This is a genomic window from Corynebacterium sp. HMSC059E07 (assembly GCF_001814395.1).
In the GTDB taxonomy this organism is placed as follows: Bacteria; Actinomycetota; Actinomycetes; order Mycobacteriales; family Mycobacteriaceae; genus Corynebacterium; species Corynebacterium hesseae.
Map to the genome: position 1 here is coordinate 1 of NZ_KV816313.1, position 370 is coordinate 370.

At 53.2% G+C, this 370-nt stretch carries 1 protein-coding gene; it reads left to right on the forward strand.

The window, feature by feature from the left end; all coding sequences use genetic code 11:
- On the forward strand, nucleotides 1–370 hold a 370-nt coding region (locus HMPREF2967_RS06930; RefSeq protein WP_158014690.1), incomplete at both ends, for a VaFE repeat-containing surface-anchored protein.

Here is a 370-nt window from a genome sequence, read left to right on the forward strand (position 1 = left end):
AGCCGAAGATTTCGACGAATGCTGACTTTGCTAACGGTGCAACCCAGGTTGTTGCTGGTGCGCAGGTTAACGATACGGTGACGTATGAGAACCTGGTTCCGGGTAAGGAATACACCCTGTTTGCTGAGCTGATTTCCAAGGAGGACGGCAAGACCGTTCTGGGTAAGGGTGAGAAGACCTTTACTCCGGAGTCTGCTAACGGTGAGGTTGTCGTTACGATCACTGTTGATGAGTCCGTCAAGGAGCCGGTTGAGGCTGCGGTTGCCTTCGAGGAGTTGACTTCTGTTGAGGTCAACGACAAGGGCGAGGACACTCCGGGTACTGATTCGGAGAAGCCGAACCACATTGCTGAGCACAAGGACATCAACGA